This window comes from Guyparkeria sp. (assembly GCF_046540515.1).
Taxonomy (GTDB): domain Bacteria; phylum Pseudomonadota; class Gammaproteobacteria; order Halothiobacillales; family Halothiobacillaceae; genus Guyparkeria.
This window is the reverse complement of the sequence record NZ_JBKHFB010000030.1, coordinates 1-20226: the sequence shown is the minus strand read 5'-3', so window position 1 is coordinate 20226 and position 20226 is coordinate 1. Positions and strand designations below refer to the sequence as shown.

The following is a 20226-nucleotide window of genomic DNA, read 5'->3' as shown; positions in this document are numbered from 1 at the left end:
CGGATTGCCCGGATTGCCCGGACGTGTCCATGCGGGGCTCGGCCGCCTCCTTCGACGAGGATTCGTCTTCAGGTGGTTCGGGCACGTCCACGGGCTTCATGGGAATCACCGGGGCGTCCTCGACCTCGTGAACGGTCGCGCCCTCGACCCGCTCGTCGGTGAACACCGTCTCGCCGGCACTGTTGGTGTACTGGTAGATCTTGGCGGCCGACAGGGGCTGGGCCACCAGGACCAGCAGGAGCCAGGGCAGGTGGATTCGATGGGACGACCTTCCGTTGACGACTCGCATGGGTGCTCCCTCGATGATTGGCAGCGGGTTACGCCCCGGGCGGCCGGATCACGGCCCGCAGGCGATCCAGCCGGGACTCGAGCGTGGGGCGGTCCGGTGCGGTTACCGTGACATGGCCCAGCTTGCGCCCCGGACGCGGGGTCTTGCCGTAGTCGTGCCAGCCGGTGCCCGGAACGGCCAGCACGGACGCCGGATCGGGCAGGGTGCCGACCAGGTTGAGCATCGCCACCTCGCCCAGCGGCTCGGTCTCGCCCAGCGGCCAGCCGACCACCGCTCGGATGTGGTTCTCGAACTGCGAGGTGCGCGCCCCGCCCAGGCTCCAGTGGCCGCTGTTGTGCACGCGCGGGGCCATCTCGTTGATCAACAACTGCCCGTCGACAACGAAAAACTCGATCGCCAGTACGCCGACGTAGTCGAGCTTGTCCATGACACGCTTCGCGGCTCGTTCGGCGTCCTCCTGCAGCGGATCGCTGCTGTGGGCGGTGGTCTGCCAGAGGATGCCGAGCCGGTGCTCGTTGGTCACCAGCGGGTAGACACGCGCCTCGCCGTTGCGGCTGCGCACGGCAATGATGGAGACCTCGCGCTCGAAGGCGAGCATCTTCTCCAGGATCGCCGGGGCACCGGCCAGCGCCTCCCAGGCCGAGGCCGCCTCGCCCGGATTGCCCGGCCCGCCCTCGTGGGCGGCGTGGGCGGGGTCGCCGATGCGCACCTGCCCCTTGCCGTCGTAGCCGAAGCGGCGTGTCTTGAGGATCGAGGCGCCACCCAGGTGGGACATGCCCTGAACGATGTCGCGCACCGAGTCGACCTGCACCCAGGGCGCGACCGACAAGCCCAGCCCCTCGAAGAACTGCTTCTCCTCGACGCGGTCCTGCGCCACGGCCAATGCCTGCGAGTTGGGCATCAGGCAGTTGCGCGCCGCGATCCGCTCGGCGGAGGCCTGCGGGACGTTCTCGAACTCGAGCGTGACCAGATCGCACTCGACGGCAAGACGCTCGAGCGCCTCGGCATCGTCGAACTCGGCGCGCAGGTGCCGGCCGACCGAGGCGGCCGGCGGGTCCATCGCCGGGTCGAGGAAGGTGAAGCGGTGTCCCATCGCCACCCCGGCAAGCCCCAGCATCTGGCCCAGCTGGCCACCGCCGATCACGCCGATGTGCAGCCCGGCCGGCTCGCCGGTGCGCCCCTCGACGCGCGGCACCTCGCACTGATCCTGCCCAGCGCCCATCGGCTCAGCCCTCGCCCGGCTCGGGCTTGTCGAGCACCGTCTGCGTCTGGCGCTCGCGCCAGGCATCCAGTCGCTCGGCCAGCGCCTCGTCGGCAGTCGCCAGCGTGGCGGCGGCCAGCAAGGCGGCGTTGATCGCACCGGAACGGCCGATCGCCAGCGTGCCCACCGGCACGCCGGCCGGCATCTGCACGATCGACAACAGCGAATCCATCCCCGACAGGGCCTTCGACTGCACCGGCACACCGAACACCGGCAAGCGGGTCTTGGCGGCCACCATGCCCGGCAGGTGCGCCGCGCCGCCGGCCCCGGCGATGATCACCTTCAGGCCGCGACCGACCGCCGCGCCGGCGTAATCGAACAGCTTGTCCGGGGTGCGATGTGCCGAGACCACCTCCTTCTCGAAGGGGATACCCAGCACCTCGAGTGTCTCGCAGGCGTGGCTCATGGTCTCCCAGTCCGACTGCGAGCCCATGATCACGCCGACCAGCGGCTTGGCACTCATACGCCGGTCACCACGGCCGGCAACACGTCCTGCAGCTGCGGGTGGGTGTTGGCCACGCCCACGGCGGCGACGTACAGGAACACCAGGATCGCCAGCACCCAGGCACTGGCACGCAGGCCGCGCGTCTTGCCGAATCGCATCGCGACCAGCCCCAGGCCGATGTAGACGATCAGACCGACGATCTTGACGGTGAGGAAGTCGGGGTGAACGCCGTTACCCCAGAAGAGCAGCCAGGCGGCCACAAGGGCGCTGAGCAACAGCACGGTGTCGACCACGTGCGGGGTGATCTTCACCCACTTCTTCTTCAGCATCGACGAGCCGGCGAACATCCAGATGCCGCGCACGACAAAGCCGGTGAGCGACAGCACCGCCGCCAGGGCGTGCAGGTGAATCCAGAAAGAGACTTGGGCCATGGGGTGATCGTCCGTGTGCTTCTCGAGGGTGCGACCGGCCCGTCACCGACAAGCAGGCAGGAGCCTGGAATCCGGGATCGGGCCATCAGGAGGCCAAAGCATAAAGCAAAGCCGCCACGCCCCCAATACGGCACCCGATCCGTTATCCGGCCCGTTATTCCGGCTGGCAGATCTGCCCGCGCGCGACCGCCACCAGGGTACGCACCGCCAGTCCGACGACCAGCACGACCGTCGCCACCACAAGCACCAGGGCAAGCCCGCCCCAGAAGGCATCTTCCGTGGCACCCGCCATCCGCAGGGTCGCGAGGGTCATGGCGGCCACCGGGAAGGAGTACGCCCACCAGGAAAGCGCGAACGGCAGGCGGACGAACCGACCGATTTGCCAGACCAGCAGCAGGGTCAGGAAAATGGCGACGTTGAACAGCACCAGTGCGAATCCGTCCGGAGCGGCGCCCGGATGCAACGCCAGCCAGGAGAGAAACCCGACGGCCGGCGGGGCGATGAAGATGAACAGCGTGGGCATCAGCTTGCCCGGCATCGGGTCATGGAAGAAGTAGCGGTACAGCAGGATGGCGAACAGCAGCGGCCAGAACACCAGCCCGACGCTGAAGAAGAACCACGACAAGGCCTCGTGACCCAGCGGCACACCGGCGATCGGCACCAGGATGTTGCCGACGATGGGAATGAACCATGCCGGGTTCGAATGGTGAATCTCGAAGTGCTGCTGGTGCATCCAGCGACTCAGGATGGCGAGCGTCAGCACCAGGTGGCCGGCCGTCCCGATGCCCCACAACAGGTGGGCGAGCCCGGGCCAGCGCTCGAGGGTGACCATGCCCAGCAGGATCAACCCGATCGTGATGGCAGGAAAGAAGCTCAGCTTGACCGGATGATTGAACTCGGCCCGCACCGCCGCAGGGTGGCGAACGCCCTTGACGAGATACAGCACCGCGATCAGGGCGAAAACGGCCAAATCGAGCGTCACCAGGGCGGTGGCGATGCCGCCCATCCACGCTCCGGGCTCAGCCAGCGCATCGATCACCAGGGTCAGGCCGGCCAGTCCCATCACGATCGCGAACATGGAAATGGGGAAGTGAGCCAGCCGCGTATCTGTCACCATCGATGTTTCCTCCGAGGGAATCCGACTCATAAACTGTGTCTATACAGCATACACAAAAATCAACCCCGCGCTGATGCCGACTTCGTGCAGGCAGGCAAGGTCTGGGTTCCCTAGACTAACGACACACATCACGCGTGAGGCATGTCATGCAACTACCCAACCATCTGGTCTCCCTGCCCATCGGCGTGATCGGCTGGCTGCTCACGCTTACCAGCGTCGCCTGGGCTGCGCGGGCCGCGCCCTGGCAGGCGTTGCGCGCCGATCCGATACGCATCCACCTGGTGTTGATCGCGATCGTCTTTCTCGTCGGCATGTGGTCGCTCTCGGCCACCCTGATGCCGGGACTGACCCTCCACCTTCTCGGCGTGGCCACCGTCACGCTGGTCATCGGCCTCGAGCTGACCCTGATCGCGGGCCTGATCGCGGCGATCGCCTCCGCCCTGATCTTCGGTCACGGACTGGCGATCGCCGGCTGGACGTTCCTCCTGAGCGCCGCCCTGCCCGCGGCCATCACCTACGGCATCACCCGGGTATCACAGCGCCTGTTGCCGCCGAACTTCTTCATCTATCTCTTCATCGGCGTGTTTCTTTCCGCCGTGCTCGGCGCGCTCGCCCACGGCGGGGGCACCGCCCTGGTGATCCTCGCACTGGGGCTCTACGACGTGGACATCGTCTGGAACAACTACCTGCGCATCCTGCCGTTGCTCGCCTTCCCCGAGGGGGTGATCAACGGCATGCTGATGACCGCGCTGGCGCTGGTCACCCCGCAGCTGGTGATCTCCTTCGACGATCACCGTTACATCGACGGGCAATGACGTCCGGGCGCGGGCGGATTGCGTCCTGACGTCGCGCGCTTGCAAGATGCAACTCCCTTCGTGTCATCAGTCGAACCTGGCTCGGGTAAACGTTTGTTTATGAACGGGCGTTCGATCCGACCCGAGTGGCACGGAACCTGCTTTAGCCCACCCCAGCCGAGCAGGAGTGAGCTCGGGTAATTCAAGACACGAGATATCAGGAGTTCCCATGAAGAAACTGACCGCGATTGCTTTCGCCTCCGGTCTGGCCGTTGCCTCCGGGCAGGCCATGGCCGCCGACGCCGATGCCGGCAAGAAGCTCTACGAGCAGAGCTGCGCCTCCTGCCACGGCCAGAAGGCCCAGGGCCAGGGCATGTTCCCGAAGCTCGCCGGCCACAGTGCTGACGAGACCGTGCAGGCACTGACACACTACAAGAACGGCGACCAGGACGCACTCAAGGAAATGGACGCCAACCTGGGCGGCTCGAACTTCGCCATCATGGCGCCGAACGCCGCCGGCCTGTCCGAAGGCGACATGGAAAACCTGGGCGCCTACATCGAGAGCCTCTAAGCCCTCGTGCCCTCGGCACCGGGGAACGTCCCCGGCAAACACGACCCGGACCGATGGTCCGGGTTTTTTTGTGGACGATGACCCATCCCGGGCATCTCGCAGGGCCATCATGAGACGCCCCGCGGACAGGGGGACGGGACGTTCTCAGCGCCCGCTGCGCAGGCGGTCGAGACGCAGGCGATCACGTGCGTCGAACAGCCGGCGGGCGCCCAACTGCACCGCCACCAGGGAGCCGAAGCCCGTCGCCGCGGTGATCAGGAAGATGATCAGGATCTGGTACTTCACCGCCTCGATCGGCGGCGTGCCGGCGAGAATCTGCCCCGTCATCATCCCCGGCAGGCTGATCACGCCGGCTGCGGCCAGCATGTTGAGCGTCGGGATCAACCCGGCGCGCATCGAGTCGGAGCGCAGCTCGGCGGTGGCCTCGCGCACCGAATGCCCCAGCACCAGCCGCGCCTCGATCTCGCGGCGGCTCCGCCAGGCCGTCTGGGTCAGGTTGTTCAGGGCCAGGCCGATGCCGGTCATGGTGTTGCCGAGGATCATCCCCAGCAGCGGGATCGAGTACTGTGGCGTGTACCAGGGATCGGTCTCGATCACGAAGGTGAGCGCCAGCACGGTCACGATCAGCGCCGTGGCGCTCATGGCCGCCAGACCGATCCCGTAGCCATGCCAGCCGCGGATGGCACGCTTCTGCCGGGCGACCACCTCGTAGCCGGCCAGCCCCATCATCACCAATGCGATCAGCACGATCCACGGCAGGGTGGCGGCGTCGAAGACCGCCTCGAGGATCACGCCCACCAGCAACAGCTGCAGCACCATGCGCGCGCTGTTCAAGGCCAGCGTGCGGAACAGGCCCAGGCCGAGCAGCACCTGCACCACGCCCAGCGCCAGCACCAGCCCCGCCGCCAGCGCCAGGTCGAAGGGGGTCAGGCTATACAGATCCATGCAGCACCCCTCCCTCGGCGGTCATCTCCAGCCAGCACCCGCCGTGCGACTCGACCTCGTGCGGGTCGTGGCTGACCCACACCGCCGCGGCCTGGTGCTCGCGCAGGTAGTCGAGCAGCAGCCCGGCCATCGCCTCGGCGTTGGCCCGATCGAGGTTGGCGGTCGGCTCGTCGAGCAACAGCACGCGCGGCTCGAGCGCCAGGGCACGCAGCATAGCCAGCCGCTGGCGCTCGCCCGAGGACAGCCGCTCGACCGGCGAATCCCATAGCGCGTCGCGCAGGTTGAGCCGCGACCACCACTCCTCCGGAGGCCGGGCGGGGAAGTGCTCCGCGACCGTCTCGGCCCACCAGCCGGACTCCGCCGGCACCAGCACCACCTGCCGACGCCAGTCGGTAGCGAGCACGGCCTGCTGCTCGTCGCCGTCGAGGTGGACCGCCCCCTCGTGCGGGGACAGGTCCGCCAGTGCACGCAGCATCTGGCTCTTGCCGATGCCCGACTCGCCGCGCACCGGCAGCACCTCGCCGCCAGCGAGCGCGAACGAAACCGGCGGGACGTTGGGCCCGCGCAGGTCCTTCACTTCGAACAACATGCCACCCCCTTCACGGAAACGCATCCCACAAACAAAACGCCGGCCCTCGGGCCGGCGTCGTTGGTGCCATCTGGGCCGATCAGCGGCCCAGATGGCAACGGCACTGCAGCGGTGTGTTACTGGGCCGCCGCACCTGCCGGGGCCTCACCGTCGGCCTCGGCCGGCAGCTCCTCGTCATCCATGACCTCGATGTAGGCACCGAGCGCCTCGATGTCGTCGTCGGTCAGGCCCTTGGCCTGCGGGATCATCGCGTAGGAGTTCGGACCCATCTCCTGGCCCTTGCGGTAGAGCTTCAGCAGGTTGATGGTCTGGTCCATCTTGGTGCCGACCAGCTTGGGCGCGTCGAACAGCTCGCCACCCTCGCCCTCGGCGCCGTGACAGATGGCGCAGGAGGAGTACAGCGCGCCGCCGCGATTGATCAGCGACTCGCTGACGATGCGCGGCTCGGCATCCTTCTCTTCCTTGCCGTCCTCGGCCTTGGCTTCGTCATCGTCCGACTTTGATTCACCATTGTCGCTGCCGCCGCCGTTGGTGCCACCGAACGCGTCGGCAATGTAGACCGACAGGTTGGCGATCTGCTCGTCGGAAAGGTTGGCCGCGTTCGGCGCCATGGTGCCGAAGCGGTCACCCAGCCCCTGCTCCTTGAGGTAGTCCTCGTCGCCATCGCGATAGGCGATCAGCTTCTTCTGGAGGTCGGCCGCATCCATCTCGGTCAGCTCGGGGAAGGCCCCGCCCTGACCCTTGCCGTCGTCACCGTGGCAGGATGCGCAGGAAGCGTAGGCCTCCTTGCCGGCTGCCACGTCACCATCGACCGCACCGCCGCCATTGCCGTTGCCGCCGTCGGCGGAGTCACCACCGCCGTCAGACGATTCACCGGCGCCACCACCGAACTCGTCACCGATGTAGGCGGCCAGGTCGGCGATGTCTTCGTCGGAGAGGTTGGCGGCGTTCGGCGCCATGGTGCCGAAGCGGTCACCCAGGCCGCGATCCTTCGCGAAATCCTCGTCGCCATCGCGATAGGCGATCAGGCTCTTTTCCGCATCCGACGCGGAGATGTCGGTCAAGGCCGGGAACGCGCCGCCCTGGCCCTTGCCGTCGTCCCCGTGGCAGGCCGCGCAAGAAGCGTACTTCTCCTTGCCTGCAGCGACATCGCCCTTGGCGTCGTCAGACTCGGACTTGTCGCCCTTGTCATCGGAGTCCGACTTGTCTTCGTCGGAGGAAGCGGTCTTGGTTTCCTCTTCCTTGGTTTCCGGTTTCTCGACCACCTGGCCTTCCAGGGCATTCTCGCCGGCGGTATTGAAGAGCGCGTTCACGAGATAGAACACGGCGACCAGCAGGACCAGCGCCGAGACGAAGCCAACCAGCTTCGACATCGGATCGACCTTGGGGGTATGTTGAGCCACGAGAGTCCTCCAGAATCTTTATCGTTTTGGCATGCGCAACGGCGCGTAGTATATCGGCAAAAATCTTCGTTTGACAGAACCGGCGCCCTCATGTCTCCCTCCGCACCGAAAAAAAACCGCTCTTCTGGTAAGGCCAATGCCTCGGGTGGCGCCAGAAAGCGCCCTCCCGGACTTTCCTCGCCGGTAGCCGAGCTACCTGGCGTCGGCCCGAAGGTGGCCGAAAAGCTCTCCCGACTGCAGATCGAGCGGGTCGAGGATCTCCTCTGGCATCAACCCCTGCGCTACGAGGATCGCGGCACGAAACAATCGCTCGACCCCGAGCGTATTCACGAGGCGGCGCTGTTCGAGGTGCGCATCACCGAGGTCCGCCCCCTGTTCCGCGGCAAGGCGAGACTGGTCTGTCAGGGCGTCGGCGAGGGCCCGAACGGGCCGGCGCCGCTGACGGTCTGGTTCTTCGGTCGCTTCGGCCCGACCCCTCAGGCCGGACGGACCTACCTCTTGTTCGGCGAACTGCAGCATGGACCGCAAGGACTGGAAATGGCCCAGCCCGAACTGGTCGCGCCCAACCAGATCGGCCAGATCCGCCCGGTCTACCCGGCCACCGAGGGCGTGGCCCAGCCCAAGCTGCGTCAGCTGGTCGAGGCGGCCCTCGAGGTGGCGGTGCGTGAGCTGCCTGACCCGCTGCCTGCCGCCATCCGTGAGGCCAATGGCTGGCCGCCCCTGATGAAGGCCCTGCAACGCATTCACCTGCCGAAGCGCAACGACGGTGTGCCTGATCGCGCCGAACCGGCACTGCAGCGTCTGATCACCGAGGAACTGGCCACCCACATACTCGCCCTGCGCCAGCGCCGGGCGGTCACCCGGCAGGTCGCCGCCCCGGCCATCGCGCCGCGCGAGCATCTGTTCGGTCAGCTGCTCGGCCAACTCGGCTTCACGCCCACCGGCGCCCAGAAACGGGTGATCGGCGAGATCAAGACCGACCTGGCCCAGCGGCTGCCGATGCTGCGACTGGTACAGGGCGACGTCGGCTCGGGCAAGACACTGGTCGCCGCGGCCGCCGCGCTGGACGTGATCGACGCCGGCTACCAGGTCGCGCTGATGGCGCCCACGGCACTGCTCGCCGAGCAGCACGCGCGCAACTTCGCGCAGTGGTTCGAGCCGCTGGGCCTGTCGGTGCGACTGATGAGCGGCCAGCAGTCGGCGGCTCGACGCCGTGAGGGGCTGGCGCAGCTGGCCGACGGACGCGCGCAGATCGTGATCGGTACCCATGCCCTGTTCCAGGAATCGGTGGACTTCCACCGACTGGGGCTGGTGATCGTCGACGAACAGCATCGCTTCGGCGTCCACCAGCGCCTGGCGCTGACGGACAAGGGGGCGAGCCAGGCGGGCGGCGCGCGCCGGCCGCACCAGTTGATCATGACCGCCACCCCCATCCCCCGCACGCTGGCCATGACGCAGTTCGCCGACCTCGATGTCTCGATCATCGACGAGCTGCCGCCGGGGCGCACACCTGTGACCACGGTGGTGGTGCGCGCCGACCGCCGCGGCGAAGTGATCGAGCGCATTGCCCGCGTGTGTGCCGAGGGGCGGCAGGCCTACTGGGTCTGCCCGCTGATCGAGGAGGGGCAGATCGAGGCGCAGGCGGCGGAGACCACCTTCGCCATGCTCGGCGAGGAATTGCCTCACCTGAGCATCGGCATGGTCCACGGGCGCATGTCGGCGTCCGACAAGCAGCGCGAGATGGCCCGATTCAAGGCCGGCGACTACCACCTGCTGGTGGCGACCACCGTGATCGAGGTGGGCGTGGACGTGCCCAACGCCTCGCTGATGATCATCGAGAACGCCGAACGCATGGGTCTGGCCCAGCTCCACCAGCTGCGCGGCCGCGTCGGGCGCGGCGCGACCGCCAGCCACTGCGTGCTGCTGTTCGAGGAACCGCTCTCCGATCGCGCCCGCGCGCGGCTGGCCCTGATGCGCGAGACCGAGGACGGCTTCCGGCTGGCCGAGGCGGACCTCGAACAGCGCGGCCCCGGCGAGGTGCTCGGCACCCGCCAGGCCGGCATCGCCAAGCTCAAGATCGCCAACCTGCTGGAAGACCAGGGCCGGCTCGAGGAAGCCGGGCGACTGGCCGACGAGCTGCTCGACCGGTTCCCTGACGCCGTCGCCCCGCTGATCTCGCGCTGGGTGGGCGCGGCGGGGCAATACGGGCAGGTGTAGCCGCTCCCCTTGCCCGCATTCGAGCGCTGACATACAGTTTTCCTAGTGCCCGAACCGGGCACGTCCAGCACGGGTGTCTCTTCGGCGCCCGGTGCGCCGCGACGAGCACTCTACCCGACCACGACGGTCGGCACGCCAGCCCACCCCAGGCACTGACGGAACCACGCGCCGGCCATGAAGCGACTCTGCCTCTCCCTGTTACTGCTGCTCGGTGCGTGCCTTGCCCCGGCAAGCGCACAGGAGAGTGGTGCGGCGTCCGTGGCCCTGGACGCCAAGGAGAAGGCCTTCCTCGAATCGAATCCGAGCGTCCGCGTCGCCATGATGATCGAGCACCCGCCGTTCACCGTGCTCGGCGACGGCTCGGGCAGCGGCTTCGAACATGAACTGCTGCATCTGATCGCCGACAAGACCGGGCTGACCTTCGAGAAGTCCTTCGGCCCCTGGGGCGAGTCGTTCCGGCGCTTTCGTGACGGCGAGGTCGACATGATCTCGAGCATCTCCTACAGCGAGAACCGCAGCGCCTTCACGCTTTACACCGAACCCTACTACGAACTGCCGATCTTCGTTTTCGTCCGCGACGACTTCGGCGACTACGGAGGGCTGTCCGACCTCGCCGGGCAACGCGTCGGGGTGATCGAGGACATCTTCTACGTCGACGCCCTCGAGGCCGAAGCCGACCTGGACCTGGTGCGCTTCGACACCTACCAGGAAATGACCCACGCGTTGGTCGTGGGCGAGATCGATGCGCTGGTGCAGAACCTCACCAACATCAACGCGGTGATCAAGCGCCGCGCCTACACCAATATCCGCATCGCCGGCGAACTGGACCTGCCCGGCGTGAACGAGGAAGACCTGCGCTTCGGCATCCGGCCGGACCAGCCCGAGCTGCACTCGATCATGCAGAAGGGCCTGGACGCCATTACCCCGGCCGAGTGGCGGGATCTCGTTTCCCGCTGGCTGGACGTGCGCGGTCGGCAAGCGATCCCCGGCGCTGCGCCAACCGTCTCGCTGAACGCGGCGGAACGGGACTACCTCGACACAGCCGGCCACGTCGACATCTGCATCGACCCCAACTGGATGCCCTTCGAGCGCTTCGACGAGAACGGCGAGCATGACGGCATCAGCGCCGACTACTTCGCCCTGTTCGAGCAGGCGCTGGGCGTGGACTTCCGCCCGCTACCGGTAGCGACCTGGTCCGAGTCGGTCGAGGCCCTCAAGGCCGGGCGATGCGACCTGTTCAGCCTCGCCATGCCCACACCGGAACGCGAGGCCTATCTCGAGTTCACCGACAGCTATATCCAGACCCCTTTGGTCGTCGCCACCCAGGCGGAGGTGGCGTTTCTCGACCGCCTGGACGACCTCGAGGGGCGCAAGATCGCCATCCCGGCGCTGTACGCCTTCGCCGAACTGCTGCGCGAGGAGTTCCCCGACCTCGATCTCGTCGAGGTCGCCGACATCGACGCCGGTCTGGACATGGTGCGTCGGGGGGAGGTCTTCGGCTACATCGGCACGCTCGCGACCATCGGCTACAAGCTGCAGACCGAGTACAGCGGCGAGTTACGCATCACCGGCGACACCGACAAGTCCTGGGACATGGGCGTGGCCGTGCGCAAGGACGAGCCGATCCTGCACGGCATCATGCAGAAGGCCGTCTCCAGCATTACCGAGGAGCAGCGACGCGAGATCAACAACAAGTGGATTTCCGTGCGCTACGACGAACGGGTCGACTACACGCTGCTCTGGCAGGTGACTGCCGTCTTCGGGCTACTGATGCTCGCCGGACTGGCCTTCTTCCTCAAGCAGGCCAACCTGAAACGACAGCTGGAAGCCGCCTACCGACAGACCGAGCGACTGGCCGTGACCGACAAGCTCACGGACGTATACAACCGTCACAAGCTGGACCAGGTCCTCGATGACGAAACCCGGAAGGCCGAACGCTACGACGAGACCTTCGGCGTGATCATCCTCGACATCGACCACTTCAAGACCATCAACGACCGTTTCGGCCACCGCGCCGGCGATGCCGTCCTGCGCGAATTCGTCGAGGTGCTGCGCCGCAACTGCCGCCAGACGGACATCCTCGGTCGCTGGGGCGGCGAGGAATTCCTGATCATCACCCCGCACGCCGACAAGTCCACCCTGATCGCCTTCACCGAGAAGTTGCGCCAGGCGATCGAGGCCGCCCCCTTCCCCGAGGCCGGCCACGTCACCACCAGCATCGGCGCCTCCCTATACCGCCGCGGCGACACCTCCGACGCCCTGCTCAAGCGCGCCGATGACGCGCTCTACGACGCCAAGCGTCAGGGTCGCAACATCGTGGCATTCCGATAGCGATAGCCCGGATTTGCTCCGGTCAACGACCACCCTGCAGGCGTCGCGCCGGGGGTCGTCATCCCGCGCTCGCTTGCACGCGATTCCGTCCCGCATCCTTGGCGGCGTAGAGCGCCGCGTCGGCGAGCCCCTCGAGCTCTTTCGTGGTCAGGCCGTCACGCATCTGGGCGACACCGACACTCACCGTGATGGTCCCGATACCCGGGAAGGGCATATCCGCGACGGCCGCGCGAATGCGTTCCGCCAGCTGCATCGCTCCCTCGAGGGTGGTGTGGGTGGCAATCACGAGGAATTCCTCGCCGCCCCATCGACCGAACTGGTCGGTCAATCGACACAGGTCATCGACGCGACGGGACAGTTCGACCAGCACCCGGTCACCGATCTGGTGGCCGTGGCTGTCGTTGATCCGCTTGAAGTGGTCGATGTCGAACATCAGCACCGAGAACGGTGTGTCGTAGCGCTGCCTCGCTACCTCGGCCGCCTCGATCAGTTCGTAGAGCTTGCCGCGATTGTAGACGCCGGTGAGGCGATCGTGCGTGGCCAGGTGCTGGAGCTCGCGTTCGACGCGTTTCTGCTCGCTGATGTCGTGGAAGACCGAGACGTAGTGCTCGATCGCGCCGTTGGCATCGGTCACCGCACAGACGGACTCCCACAAGGGCAGATTCCGGCCGCTCTTGTCGCAACGATGCACCTCGCCTTCCCAGTACCCCCGCCGCGAGAGTGACTCGGCCAGGCGACCGGGAAGTGCGGTGTCGTTCTCCGCCGAGTCGAGCATGGCGGGGTCGCGTCCGACCACCTCCTCGGCGCGATAGCCCGTCAGGCGGGTGAAGGCATCGTTGACGCGCTCGATACGCCAGTCCGGGCTCAGCAGCATCAGTGCCTGGCCGGTCTGGAAGGCGACGGCCAGCAGGCGCCGTTCGGATTCCAGTTCCCGGCGACGGGTGATATCCAGCAGGTAGCCACTGAGCGACTCGACATTGCCATCATTGTCGCGTTCGGCGACGACAAAGTCGTGCACCCACCGATAGTCCCCTGCGCCGTCCTGTAGGCGATACTCCCGTTCGACCTGGTCGACCGCGGACTTCTCCAGGGACTCGATCTGCTCGCTGCACTGGCGTCGGTCGCTCGGGTGAATGAAGTCGAGGTAGGGCTGCCCGATCAGTTCAGCCTGCGCGTGGCCGAAGGTGGGGTGGATATTGGGTGAGACGTAGGTGATCGGGCTGCCCGGTTCCCGTCGCCAGGCGAGCACGACGGTCGGGCCGCCAACGAAGCGATTGCGCTCGACCTCCAGGGCACGACGGTTCGCCTCCTGGGTAATCTCGTAGCTCACCCACTGCGCCATCAGCTTGATCAGCTGCCACTCATACGGGCTGAACGGCTCGCGGGGTTCGAGGCGCGAGAAGTTGAGGGTGCCGTACACGCTTTCACCGACGTGGATAGGCGCACCGAGGTACGCCTCGAGCCCCTGCTTTTCGTAGCAGGGGTGGCGACGAATGGACGACTGCCCGGCCTGGTGGAAGCCGGTGGGTCGGTCTGCCGCCAGGGTGTGGACGCAATAGGTCTCCTCGAGGTCGAACCGGGCGCCCGGCTCGATCACGTCACCCGGCGAGACGGCATTGCGCACGCGGTAATCGTTGCCCCGAACCCGGCTGATGATGCCGAAGGGCAGCTTGAAGAACGTCGCGCCCAGTTCGAGCAGCTTGCCCAGCCGCGTGTCGAGGTCGCTACTCGAGGCGGTGATGCTCAGCAGTTGCGCCAGTGTGCTTTGCCGGCGCTCGAGAGCGCGCTCGAGCGCCTTGTGACGACTGATGTCCCGCATGATGGTGGAAAGCCGCAGCAGGCGCCCGTCGTCATCACGATGCGCGAGGATGACCTGCGAGACCGGCAATTCTTTCCCGTCGGCGGTGAGCAGCGCGGTTTCGCCCTCCCACTGGCCGTCACGGATCGCCCCGGGAATGCCCTGCTCGCGAATCAGCTTCGAAGCCCACTCGGGGTGCGCCCAGTCGCCGGCCTCGACCGGACTGTCGGAGAACACCTCCCCGTCCACCGCGGCACGACTGTTCTCGGGCAGCCCGAGCAGACGCCTGCCACCACGATTGACGTACAGCACCCTGCCTTCGGGACACGCCAGGGAGATGAAGTCCGGGGTCGCCTCCATGATCGCGGTAAGCTCGCGCAGCCGGAATTCGCGCGCCTTCTCCTCGGAGAGGTCGCGCATGATGGTGGAGTAGTGGCTCACCTCGCCGTTCTTGTCATGGTGGGCGATGACCGTCTGCAGAACCGGGATCTCCTCGCCCTCCAGGGTCAAGAAGGCGGTTTCCCCCTTCCACACGCCCTGGGCACGCGCGGTCGGCAGGGCGACATTCTCGACGATCGACCAGGCCCAGTCCGGGTGACGCTCACGAATCGGGGAGGCATCCGGCTCTTGCGTCGGCCCCAGGCCGAGAAGGGACCGTCCGGCCTTGTTGTAGTAGAACGGGCGACCATCGACCCCTGCCATCGAGACCAGGTCCGGCATCGCCTCGATGATCGCCGTGAGGCGATCCTGTTCCTCCTCGAGCTCGCGCCGCTCGGTAATGTCCACGCCCACGCTCTGGAACTCGACCGCTTCGCCCTCCTCATTGAAGAAGGCGCGGTTGGTCCAGTGAATCCACCGCCTGCGCCCGTCGGCATCCACCAGCGCATTTTCGTTCTGGTTCACGGGGTGCTCGGGCGTCAGCCGGGCCAGTGTCGCGAGGATCTCGCCTCGTGCCTCCGGCTCGACTGCCTCGATCCAGCGTTGCCCCACCAGGTCCTCGGCGCGGGCACCCAGGTGATCCGCCAGCACGCTGTTGGCGAAGGTAATCGTGGTGTCGGGCAGGTAGCGATGGACGAGCTGCGGCTGGTTCTCGACCATGTCGCGGTAACGGGCCTCGCTCTCGGCCAGATACCGACGTGCCTCGTAGCGTTCGGTGACATCGACGAAGGTCGCGACGACCTTGTCGGGCTTCTTTTCACCATCGATGAACAGCGGTTCGCTGTTTATCCGTAGCCAGCGGATACTGCCATCCGGCTGGGGAAGCCCCATTTCCTCCTCGCGCACGGAAACGCCGTCACGAAGGCTGACCATGGCCGGGTGACTGTCACCGGGGAAAGGGCTGCCGTCGGTGTGGATGGCCTGCCAGGCCGGGTCTTCCGATCGCCGCCCGAGCAACGCGGGGTCGTCCAGGCCGAGGATCCGGCGCGCGGCCGGGTTCGCCTCGACGATCTCGCCGTCGCGATTCTGCAGCACCACTCCCTCGGCCATCGCCTCGAGAATGCTGCGATGACGAAGCTCGCTCTCCAGCAAGCGCTGGCGCATCCGCTGCTGCTCGGTGATGTCCATGATCACGCCGCCGAACGCCACTTCGCCGGAATCGAGGCGGCGGACCGTGGCCGTCACCGAGACCATGATCGGGTTGCCCTCGAGGGTCTGCAGCGGCAGCACCTCATCATGCAGTTGCCCCGCCTCGAGAAGCCTGTCGGAGAAGGACTGGCGGTCAGCCGGGTCACGGTAGAGCCGGGCCGTGGGCGTCGCCAGGAGTTCCTCGCGGCTGCCGGCCTCGAACAGCCGCACCATCGCCGGATTGACCGCCGAGAAGCACCCTTCCGCACCTGGGCGGTTCTCGTAGACGCCCACCGGCAGCGCCTCGAAGATGTCGCGGTAATACTCGAGACCCTGCTGGTAACGAACGGTCTCGGTGACGTCGTGGATGATCGAGTGCAGGCACTCGACACCGTCGACGGTCATCGGCCCGGTGTATACCTCGACGTGCCGCAACTCGCCGTTGGCTAGCCGGTGGCGGAAACGGAAATAGCGCCGTTCCTCGCGCCTGGCCCGCTGGCGCTCCTCGGCGACCTCCTCGGGGGGTGCTGCATTGATATCGTCGATCTTCAGCGAGAGCAGGGTGTTGCGGCCATAACCGTAGAACGAGACGGCCGCCGGATTGGCGTCCACGATCTGCCCGGAGTCGGCGGCGATCAGCAGCTTCGGGGCCGCGTTGCGCACGAACATCTCCTGGTAGAGATCATCGGCCCGAGCGCGCTCCGCCTCGAGCTCGGCTTCCAGTTGGCGAATGCGGTCTTCCGGCGTCGGCACGCGCGCTCCTCGTCTCAAGGGGATCTCTGCACGGTTCGGTGGTGTCTCTGCGGGACCGCCAAGGGGCCAGATGCAAGGCCCGGTACGCGGCAAATGGCCGCCGCCATTCGCAAGCGCCGCAAATGGTCCTTTGGCGGCCCACCTGGCGGGTTTGCCTGCACTCGTCGTTGCCGGCCCACGACGGGCCCGAGTCATCACCTTGGGCTCGCCTTCGGCCCGGTGCCTCGATTGCGAACCAATCCGCAAGCCAGAGGCGCCATCGATTCGTGCAGAGGTTCCCAAGCCATCGTCAATTACGCAGACACCATCATACCCGCCATTCCGGGCTGGTGGCATCGCCGGCGATCCACCCGATCGCCGCAAGCCGCGAGGGTCTTCCAGGCAGCTACCACGCCCACCGGGCTCGCCAGACGGTCGACAAGATCGCGGAACGCATGCGGGTTCCGCAAGGCGAAACCGATGAGAGGCGCAGAAGCCGCAGGGTCGTCTCGGCCAGGGGGGACAAACGGAGACCCCGGCCGCGGCAAGGCAAGACCCTTTCGGCTAAACGTCTCCGGGGCTCAACGGTTCCGGGGCTCCTCGATGTCGGACTCGCCCGTCTCGCCATCCGCGATCGGGAATTGATAATCGTAGGCCGCCTACGGGCCGGCCTGTCCCCGAGCTTCTCCCGGGGCCTCTCCCGGGGCCTTTTCCCCGACCGCCTGCGGGTACAGCGGCGAGAGAATGGCGATCACGACGCCCATTGCGGCGAACATGGCGAACCCCTCGTCGTAACCGAACCGGTCGATCAGCACGCCCACCAGCGGCGAGCCGGCCGCCTGCCCGAGCGAAATGGCCACGAAGGGCAGCACCGGCCCCATCGACAGGCGCCCCGGCAACAGGCGGATGCCGGTCATCAGGTAGAGCCCGGTCAGGCTCATGTAGGCAAGACCGAATACCAGCGCGGAGAATACTGCCAGAAACAGATTGCCGGGGCTGGCGGCGAGCAGCGCCAGGCTCGTCGACAGCATCATCAGCATCAGCGCCTGGGTGATGGGGGGGTTGTTGCGGTCGGCGAGATCGGCCACCGCCGCCCCGCCCAGGCCGGCAATGCCCACCGCCAGCCACAACCAGCCGGTTGCCCCCGGTGACAGATCGCCCAGCGTGACCACGAGATCCGGCGCGAAGATCCAGTAGGCCGCCGAGACGAAGCCCATCAGGAAGGCGAACACCGACAGTCGTCCCAGGCGCCACCATTGGCCGCGGCTGATCGGCGGGGCAGCTTCGGACGGCGTGACCCGCGACACCGAGGGAATGACGAACCATGTGGCCACCAGCCCGACCACGGCCAGGACGGCAAACGAGCCGTAGGTAATCCGCCACGCATCGGCCAGGAACAGCACGGTCGGTACGGCCACGACCACCCCCACGCTGGTGCCCGCATTCATGATCGAGCTCACCCGACCGTGCATCGAACGGTCGACCACCGCCTGCATCGCACCCGACAGCGCCGGCATCATCAGGCCGGTCGAGACGCCGCAGGCGAACACGCCGAGACCCAGCGACAGGCCATTCGGGGCCAGGCTGATCACCAGTAGCCCGCTGGCCGCGAGCGTGCCCGACAGCATCGCCGTGTAACGGGCGCCCATCCGCCTGGCGAGTACCGGCGCGGCGAACGAGGCGGGGATGAAACTGAGCAGCGGCAGCGCGCCGATCACGCCAACCACCTCCGCCGACAGCTCCAGGTCGGCGCGGATCGGCGGCACGAACAGGCCGAAGGCAAAGCGCGCGAGCCCGTAGGTGATGGCGATCAGGCCGGCGCCGAACAACGCGAATCTCATGCTGGGAGGAAACGTCATGCCTGTCCGCCTTGCTCGTAACGAGAATGTCGCCCCTGGGCCGGACCGATGCGAAACACGAGTAAAGAGACTAGGCCGCCACCCCGCGGGGTTCAAACAGGCTCCCTGTCTGCGCGGACAACCACCCGCTGCACTCGCAAGACATTGCCCTGCAGGTGGATCAGGTTTAGGGCAGGAGACGGAACCCCTTGCGGCGGTGGCGGAACGGTTCCGGACATTTGTTTCGCTCGGGGGGTTCGGTCAAATGACGCTGGCGACGCCCGAGGCACTTCCTCTTGGGCAGGCAAGAGAAAGTGCCTCTCACTGCTTGGCAGCGAGGCCCGATCAAAGCGCACAAGCGATCTGGCGTGCGAAACCGAAATGCACCAAATAAAGAGTCCTGACCTCTTTTCCCGATGTTGAGGCTTGCAAGGGAATTGCGGCTACCGCGCCACCCGGTCCTCCGGGTCAGATCGGCACATCGCTAGTCGAAAAGGGGGACGAGCAAACCGCCGATCAGCCAGGCGAGGGCCAGCATCGCCAGGCCGCGGAGAATCTTGTGGGTCAACGAGGCGCCACCGTGATCGTGGTGATGTCCATGGCCATGATGCCTCGCCCGGTACGCGAACCAGAGCAGCACAGCGGTGACCGCGAGCAGAATCCCGTTCAGCACCAGTTGGTAGTTCAACTGGAAGAACTCACGCTCGCCCATGGTGACGTTGCCGAAATCCGGCAGCAGGCCCAGAAAGGCAAGGCTGTAGTGCAGGGTTACCGCCACGAGGACGATCCCCACCAGCATCAAAGCCAGGATGTAGAGGGCCATCTTCCAGCCGTAGTAGGCGGCGTTGATCCTGAGGACGGGCAGGACCACCAGATCCGAAAAGATGAATGCCATCACCCCGGCAAAGGACACCCCCTGGGAGAACAGCACGGCGGCCAGCGGAATATTCCCCATCGAACCGATGAAGGTAAAGAAAGCCGCCACTGGCCCCACCAGGGCCTGGGCCAGAACCGCGAGAAATCCCGGGTTTGCCGCATTCTCGCCGCCAGCGCCCATGAACAGGGCATGAAAGACACTCTGCGGAACCATGGCCGAGATGATGCCCGCCACCGTGAAGCCGATCAGGACGTCCTTCCAGACCATCTGCCACTCCATGACGTAGGTCTGCCCGATCTGTTGCCAGCCCTCGATACTGGTTATCTTTTCCTTCCAGTTCTTGCCGCTCGCTTCGCCGCCCTCCTCGATATCCTCCATCTTGCGGCGGGCATGGGCCTCGAGTCGCCGTGGACGGGTAATCCGCACCAGCAACCAGACGACCAGGATCAGGAGAATGCCGCCAACGTATTCACCGACGACAAACTGCCAGCCGAGGAATACCGCGATGACCATCCCCAGCTCGATGACCAGGTTGGTCGACGCAAGCAGAAATGCCAGCGAAGGCGCGAGCCCCGCGCCCTTCTGAAATATCGCTCGCGTGCTCGCCAGCGCGGAGAAACTGCAGGAACTGGAAAGAAAGCCGAAAAAAGTACCCAACGCCATACTCTTCGGCCCTTCCCTTCCCATTAATCGCTGCATGCGACTGCGCGTGACCAGCACCTGGATCAGGCTGCTGATCACATAGCCGAGGATGAACGCCCACAGCGCCATCCAGAAGAACCCCAGCGTGGTAACTGCCGCTTCGTGCCACAAGGCGGTGAATTCAGCCATTCACTCTCGCTCCTGCCCAAAAAGCGTGTTCCGATCCGGGAGCGACCCCGATCCTTGCGGAGGGTTGACGGGCGCATGTGCCCGATGAGAGAGACGATTGACTTGTCAAGGCGGAATCCAGCCTTTTGTGTTGCCGACACGTTCCACTCACTTTAGGCGAGAAAACGGCCGGGCGGCAGCTCGCCGCCGTC

Annotated in this window: 15 protein-coding genes; 4 read left to right on the top strand and 11 right to left on the bottom strand. The window is 66.4% G+C overall.

Translation table 11 applies throughout. The features are described 5' to 3' along the window. The 5 genes from ACLFRM_RS05460 to ACLFRM_RS05440 all read right to left on the bottom strand — a co-directional run. A partial coding sequence (locus ACLFRM_RS05460) for a DUF4124 domain-containing protein (protein WP_410754711.1) occupies positions 1 to 289 on the bottom strand: 289 nt, incomplete at its 3' end. 28 nt (positions 290 to 317) lie between these two features. Next, the gene (locus tag ACLFRM_RS05455; protein ID WP_410754710.1) at positions 318 to 1511 is read right to left on the bottom strand and encodes a 5-(carboxyamino)imidazole ribonucleotide synthase; all 1194 of its coding nucleotides are present in this window, start codon (positions 1509 to 1511) and stop codon (positions 318 to 320) included. 4 nt (positions 1512 to 1515) lie between these two features. Beyond that, the gene (gene purE / locus ACLFRM_RS05450) at positions 1516 to 2013 is read right to left on the bottom strand and encodes a 5-(carboxyamino)imidazole ribonucleotide mutase (protein WP_410754709.1); all 498 of its coding nucleotides are present in this window, start codon (positions 2011 to 2013) and stop codon (positions 1516 to 1518) included. After that, positions 2010 to 2426, bottom strand: a complete 417-nt coding sequence (locus tag ACLFRM_RS05445) for a SirB2 family protein (protein WP_410754708.1) — start codon at positions 2424 to 2426, stop codon at positions 2010 to 2012. The genes purE and ACLFRM_RS05445 overlap by 4 nt, the downstream gene beginning before the upstream one ends. A gap of 154 nt (positions 2427 to 2580) precedes the next feature. Further along, positions 2581 to 3543 (bottom strand): SLAC1 anion channel family protein, encoded by a 963-nt coding sequence (locus ACLFRM_RS05440; RefSeq protein ID WP_410754707.1) that lies wholly within the window; start codon positions 3541 to 3543, stop codon positions 2581 to 2583. Positions 3544 to 3689: 146 nt separating this feature from the next. Here ACLFRM_RS05440 and ACLFRM_RS05435 point away from each other — a divergent pair, with 146 nt between their 5' ends. Further along, positions 3690 to 4358, top strand: a complete 669-nt coding sequence (locus ACLFRM_RS05435) for an energy-coupling factor ABC transporter permease (protein WP_410754706.1) — start codon at positions 3690 to 3692, stop codon at positions 4356 to 4358. A gap of 208 nt (positions 4359 to 4566) precedes the next feature. Continuing rightward, the gene (locus ACLFRM_RS05430) at positions 4567 to 4908 is read left to right on the top strand and encodes a c-type cytochrome (RefSeq protein ID WP_410754705.1); all 342 of its coding nucleotides are present in this window, start codon (positions 4567 to 4569) and stop codon (positions 4906 to 4908) included. Between the two features lie 144 nt (positions 4909 to 5052). Here ACLFRM_RS05430 and ACLFRM_RS05425 read toward each other — a convergent pair whose 3' ends face one another. The 3 genes from ACLFRM_RS05425 to ACLFRM_RS05415 all read right to left on the bottom strand — a co-directional run bounded on the left by ACLFRM_RS05425 (position 5053) and on the right by ACLFRM_RS05415 (position 7845). Next, positions 5053 to 5853 carry an ABC transporter permease gene (locus ACLFRM_RS05425; RefSeq protein ID WP_410754704.1) on the bottom strand — a complete coding sequence of 267 codons (801 nt, stop codon included), beginning with the start codon at positions 5851 to 5853 and terminating at the stop codon, positions 5053 to 5055. Then, entirely contained in the window at positions 5840 to 6442 is a 603-nt protein-coding gene (locus tag ACLFRM_RS05420; RefSeq protein ID WP_410754703.1) for an ATP-binding cassette domain-containing protein, read from the bottom strand. Before ACLFRM_RS05420 ends, ACLFRM_RS05425 begins: the two co-directional genes overlap by 14 nt. A gap of 116 nt (positions 6443 to 6558) precedes the next feature. After that, a complete protein-coding gene (locus tag ACLFRM_RS05415) occupies positions 6559 to 7845 on the bottom strand; it encodes a c-type cytochrome (RefSeq protein ID WP_410754702.1) in 1287 nt (428 codons plus the stop codon). Between ACLFRM_RS05415 and recG the strand changes: the two genes are divergently transcribed. Together recG and ACLFRM_RS05405 are read left to right on the top strand one after the other, a co-directional pair. After that, positions 7834 to 10062 (top strand): ATP-dependent DNA helicase RecG, encoded by a 2229-nt coding sequence (gene recG, locus ACLFRM_RS05410; protein ID WP_410754701.1) that lies wholly within the window; start codon positions 7834 to 7836, stop codon positions 10060 to 10062. The two genes, ACLFRM_RS05415 and recG, sit on opposite strands and share 12 nt — an antisense overlap. Before the next feature lie 174 nt (positions 10063 to 10236). Continuing rightward, positions 10237 to 12393: a diguanylate cyclase gene (locus tag ACLFRM_RS05405; protein ID WP_410754700.1), complete on the top strand. Its 2157-nt coding sequence runs from the start codon at positions 10237 to 10239 to the stop codon at positions 12391 to 12393. Positions 12394 to 12451: 58 nt separating this feature from the next. Here ACLFRM_RS05405 and ACLFRM_RS05400 read toward each other — a convergent pair whose 3' ends face one another. The 3 genes from ACLFRM_RS05400 to ACLFRM_RS05390 all read right to left on the bottom strand — a co-directional run bounded on the left by ACLFRM_RS05400 (position 12452) and on the right by ACLFRM_RS05390 (position 20035). Continuing rightward, positions 12452 to 16510, bottom strand: coding sequence for a PAS domain S-box protein (locus ACLFRM_RS05400; protein WP_410754699.1), 4059 nt, complete (start codon positions 16508 to 16510; stop codon positions 12452 to 12454). Positions 16511 to 17148: 638 nt separating this feature from the next. Further along, on the bottom strand, positions 17149 to 18330 hold the full coding sequence (locus tag ACLFRM_RS05395; protein WP_410754698.1) for a CynX/NimT family MFS transporter: 1182 nt from the start codon (positions 18328 to 18330) through the stop codon (positions 17149 to 17151). 481 nt (positions 18331 to 18811) lie between these two features. Further along, positions 18812 to 20035 (bottom strand): permease, encoded by a 1224-nt coding sequence (locus tag ACLFRM_RS05390; RefSeq protein ID WP_410754697.1) that lies wholly within the window; start codon positions 20033 to 20035, stop codon positions 18812 to 18814. Positions 20036 to 20226: the final 191 nt, after the last annotated feature.